The following is a 4,240-nucleotide window of genomic DNA, read 5'->3' on the forward strand; positions in this document are numbered from 1 at the left end:
CCCCGGCTGTAACAGGGTTTCTCCGCTGGGGCCACCAATCAACTGGCCATCCGCCCGTCGAATCGCCACCACCAAAGCTCCGGATCGGTTGCGCAAATCGGCTTTCCGTAGGGTTTGCCCGACATAAGGACATTCTTGGGCTGCCAGCTCGTACTCCTCTAGGTAAAAAGTGCGATCCCGACCGACAAGGATGCCATCCACAAAGTCCACAACCCGGGGGCGTAAGGCAGCCGCCGCCATGCGTTTTCCGCCCGTGATGTAGGGAGAAATGGCATGGGCAACGCCCGCCCGCTGCAGTTTTTGCAAAGCCTCCTCCGTATTGGCGCGGGCAATGGTGCGAATGCGGGGGTTCAGGGTGCGGGCCGACAAGACCACGTAGAGGTTCTCGGCATCGGAAGATAGGGCGGCAATCAGCCCCTCCGCCTGTTGCACCCGCGCTTCCAGCAAAGTGGCATCTAGAGTACTATCCCCCTGGAGAGCCACATATCCCAGCTCTTGAGCCACCTGAATCGCCTCAGCAGACTGATCGATCACCAAAAATGGCACCCCTTCTGCTCGAAACTCTTGGGCCACCTGCCGGCCAATGCGCCCGAAACCGCAAATGATGTAGTGGTTGTTCAGCGCTTCCATCTGTTTCTTCCATTTCCGTTGCCGGATCCCTTCCTGAAAATGTCCCTGGATGAGGGCCTCTGTAAAGCGATTCACCATGAAGCCGATGCCCAAGACCCCCATCAGGATCAAGGCCACCGTAAATAAACGCCCCCGCTCCCCCAGCGGCCCCACCTCCATGAAGCCCACGGTGGTTAGGGTGATAACGGTCATGTAAAAAGCTTCCACCCAAGGCCACTGCTCCACCCCGTGGTACCAGAGGGTGCCGATCAGCACCACACACACCAATGCCCCCACGCCCAAGCCGAGGTCTCGCCGGATTCCGGGATCCCTTTTGGCAGCCTGGAAGGGGGGACGAGCAGAAGCCATAGAGCCCAGCCAGATCTAGCCCAGGAAAAGGAAGCAAGAACTAGAATGGGGAAGAACCCGTTGTTGTTCGGTAACAAGCGGAGTGCCGATGCCTGAATACATCAAGGTGGAATATCGGATCGACAAAAACGGACAGGTTACCGAGACCGTACTGAACGGTTCTGGCTCCAGTTGTACTCTAGCTACCGCCGGCTTGGAATCGGCGCTCGGAGCCGTGCAGAAACGGGAGCTCTTGCCGGAGTTTCACCAACTGACTGAAATCGAGAGGGAGTCTGAGGTCTCCTTGAAGCAAACCCGCTGACTCCATATCCATTTGCCTAGGGTTCTCACCATCTTCTCACTTTTTCTTTTTGCTCCCCTTCCCGGCAGTATTGCCGGCCCGTGCCGCTCCAACCGCAGCCTGAAACAGCCAAACAGCCAATGGAGCAGCGACAACCAAGATGATGCTGGTGGGGCCGACGCCAAAATCCGGCTCGCCAGAAGCCAACTCGAAAATTGAGCCAACAGCAGCAATGGCGCTGAGGCAGGAAACGGCCAAGAGCAGGTAACCTTTAACGCTGGTGGTCATAGAGAACCCGTTTGTGGACTAAACTTGTGCGGCTCGAAGACAAGCCGGTTAGATGCGTATTCATTCGCTAAAAAGCCCTCCCACTCCTGAGAGGGCTAACTTTTATGCTAAAGGCAGGGATCCCTGTCCAGCAAGGCAAAACCAAAAGTGGGATCCCTAGAAGTTCAGCACTTGGGGTGTGGATTTAGCCGTTCACGATGATCTTGCCGACCATTCCGGCCCCACGGTGGGGCGTGCAGTAGTAGGTGTACTCACCTGGAGGAACATCAACAAAAGCCGACTCCACCACCTGCTTAGGAGCAGTGAGCAGTGCCTTGTGGGAGAGCTTGGCGGCCAGAGCCGCATCTCCACCGGGCACCTTGTCGAAGACAACATTGTGGGGGTAGACCTTGTTGTTCACCCATTGGACGGTATCCCCTTGGTTGATGGTGAGAGAAGGCGGATCGTAGACCAACTGGGCCTTGTCAGATCCCATTTTGACGATGTAGGTCTCGGCAGCAGCAGGGTTGGACAAGAACGCCACAGCCAACCCCCCAACCACAAGGCTGAGCAGGATGAGCTGCAAACGCTTCACCAGGTTAAAAACTAGAGACATGGATTCCTCTCAAAACGTAACAGCAGTTATCCCAGACTTTGCGGCTCCGTTGTTCCCTTCCAGGTAGTGAAGAGAACCCAGCCAGGCGGAGGGACAGCAGGGACAGTTGGATTCCCAATGTTCATTATAAGGGGGCTCATCCCAAAATAGAGCATGCCCACCTATGGAGCGGTAGCATCCGTTCTTTAACAGAAGGCCACAGCAGACCGAACCCGTCAAACAACAGAACTCTCTCGCGGGTCTATGGCAACACTTCTGCTGGGCAACCCGATGCGGCTGGATCCCCAACCACTTGGGGTAGAGCATCTTGGCAGTTGGCGAGCGTGCGCAGGGAACCGAGAGCCAGTTTTCCGGGTCGTCCTCATCTCTACCCAAAAGTGCTTCGCAAAGTTTCGCAAAGTAGAGATTCTTTTTCCGTGGGATCCCTTAAAGTCCAAGAGTGTCTTGCCTAACAAATCCGTAGGGTTGTCGATGCACAAGAAGGGCAAATCATCCTAATCTCAAAGAGCAGGTTCTTGGATGCTGCTGGTCGGTATTCCTTTGAGATTCCTCAATAACATCACCTGAAAGTCAGTTGGTTGTTCAGCCCTCACCAAAATAGGGAGTCTGTTAAGATGAGCGTACAGCGTTCACCCGTAGTTGGTCCAAGCAAGAGTCGGCTTGCAACAAGTTTAGAATCGACGGATCAGCGGCTTAACATTCAAATCTTGGCCCGGTGTATTGGCACTGCCTTGAACCTGGGCGCTCCCCTCAGGGTTGAAGTACACTACACCTCAAAAGTGCAGCAGTAAGGTTTTCTTACCAGGCCGATCTGGAGGCACAGCTTCATACTGCAGTTTTTACTTATCTGAGCCTGGAGTGAGTTTTTGGACTTCTTACTTCACTGTATAGCCATATAGCCACTGCTAGCTAAGACAACGCATCTAGCGTATGAGGAAACTCCTCTGGCTCTCTAGAAGAGAGGAGCGAGCGTAAGCCAATTTCTCGGCCAGAAGGTTGTATGGCAGTCGGCTACAGGGATCCCTGAACTTCCTGATCCTGAGATGCTTTGGGGATGAGTTACATTGCCATCGGCCAAACCCTTTGCCAGAGGTTGAAACTCTCTCCCTCTGAGGTGCGGGATCCAGAAACCCTTCTGCCCCGGAGGGCAGGGTGCTCTAAGTTGGCTTAACATTATTTCATGACCGGGCCTGGCCCTCACCTTGCCAAGGGCGGGTGGCCAATATCAGTGCCTAGGGATCCGGCTCAACTTCCTTACCCATTGCAGGCAAAACGACCATGGTAGGCATCTTCAAGCGCTTGTTCGGCTCGCGCGGCAAAGCTGCGGCCACGTCCTCACCGGAAACTGTTGCTAAGCCAACCCCAAAGAAAGCGAAAAACGACAATACTTTTTTTCTCGACCCAGATGAAGCCAAAACCCTTGGCAACATCGAGTATATGCGCACCCCCAGGATCGTGAAGCACACCTTCCAGGATTTCGGCAGCAAGGAGAAGGTGGAGGTGGTGGAGCAGGTCTCTTCCCTCAGCAAAGTTAAGTTGTCCACAGAGCAAGCCAAAACTCCTGAAACTGCTGCTGAGCAGGGATCCTCCGCTTCAAGCAGCAGCGGAGCAAGCCCACGCCGTCAGGGGGGATCGGACATGGATACCTTCCGCAATATGGCCCGCAGCCTGAGACGCAAATAGGCCAAATTCAGGTTGATCCCCGTCAGAGCCGAGCCAGAGGCTGGATCCCAGCTTTCTTCTTCACGGCAGCGGCAGGCGTGATACAACTGCTATCGAGCCGACTAATCCGCGACTGAACTTGAGGAGGAGCAATGGCGATTAAGCGAGGCACCCTGGTGCGGGCCATCCGCGAGAAACTGGAGGGTAGCTTAGAAGCGCAGGCAAGCGATCCTTTTATTCCCAACTACGTTTTCGAGACCGCCGGAGAAGTGGTGGATATCAAAGATAACTACCTGCAGATTAAGTTTGGGGCTGTTCCCACCCCTACGGTTTGGCTGCGCGCAGATCAAGTTCAGGAGATTGCGGGTTGAGTAGAAGCACGGAATGTTCCCCATCTGCATGCCCCGTGATGGGGTGAAGGGGGATCCATGGCACTC

General features: G+C 54.9%; 6 protein-coding genes. 3 read left to right on the forward strand and 3 right to left on the reverse strand.

The features are described 5' to 3' along the window. The coding region (locus NW815_RS06295) for a potassium channel family protein (RefSeq protein WP_414415813.1) at positions 1-978 on the reverse strand (978 nt) is incomplete at its 3' end. An 88-nt stretch (positions 979-1,066) separates the two neighbouring features. Here NW815_RS06295 and NW815_RS06300 point away from each other — a divergent pair. Next, complete coding sequence (locus NW815_RS06300; protein WP_414344087.1) at positions 1,067-1,279, forward strand: DUF2997 domain-containing protein; 213 nt, start codon at positions 1,067-1,069, stop codon at positions 1,277-1,279. Between the two features lie 36 nt (positions 1,280-1,315). Here NW815_RS06300 and NW815_RS06305 read toward each other — a convergent pair whose 3' ends face one another. Then, entirely contained in the window at positions 1,316-1,546 is a 231-nt protein-coding gene (locus NW815_RS06305; protein WP_011433402.1) for a hypothetical protein, read from the reverse strand. 184 nt (positions 1,547-1,730) lie between these two features. Continuing rightward, positions 1,731-2,141 carry a plastocyanin gene (petE, locus tag NW815_RS06310; RefSeq protein ID WP_011433401.1) on the reverse strand — a complete coding sequence of 137 codons (411 nt, stop codon included), beginning with the start codon at positions 2,139-2,141 and terminating at the stop codon, positions 1,731-1,733. 1,278 nt (positions 2,142-3,419) lie between these two features. Between petE and NW815_RS06315 the strand changes: the two genes are divergently transcribed. Together NW815_RS06315 and ndhO are read left to right on the forward strand one after the other, a co-directional pair. Further along, positions 3,420-3,824: a hypothetical protein gene (locus tag NW815_RS06315; protein WP_011433399.1), complete on the forward strand. Its 405-nt coding sequence runs from the start codon at positions 3,420-3,422 to the stop codon at positions 3,822-3,824. A gap of 131 nt (positions 3,825-3,955) precedes the next feature. After that, positions 3,956-4,174 (forward strand): NAD(P)H-quinone oxidoreductase subunit O, encoded by a 219-nt coding sequence (gene ndhO / locus NW815_RS06320; RefSeq protein WP_414329213.1) that lies wholly within the window; start codon positions 3,956-3,958, stop codon positions 4,172-4,174. Positions 4,175-4,240: the final 66 nt, after the last annotated feature.

The organism is Synechococcus sp. R6-7, assembly GCF_047461695.1.
Lineage (GTDB): Bacteria > Cyanobacteriota > Cyanobacteriia > Thermostichales > Thermostichaceae > Thermostichus.

Coding starts and splice junctions, on each gene's coding strand:
- NW815_RS06305 (WP_011433402.1), bottom strand. CDS start 1,546: ATGACCACCAGCGTTAAAGGTTACCTGCTCTTGGCCGTTTCCTGCCTC.
- NW815_RS06315 (WP_011433399.1), top strand. CDS start 3,420: ATGGTAGGCATCTTCAAGCGCTTGTTCGGCTCGCGCGGCAAAGCTGCG.
- petE (WP_011433401.1), bottom strand. CDS start 2,141: ATGTCTCTAGTTTTTAACCTGGTGAAGCGTTTGCAGCTCATCCTGCTC.
- ndhO (WP_414329213.1), top strand. CDS start 3,956: ATGGCGATTAAGCGAGGCACCCTGGTGCGGGCCATCCGCGAGAAACTG.
- NW815_RS06300 (WP_414344087.1), top strand. CDS start 1,067: ATGCCTGAATACATCAAGGTGGAATATCGGATCGACAAAAACGGACAG.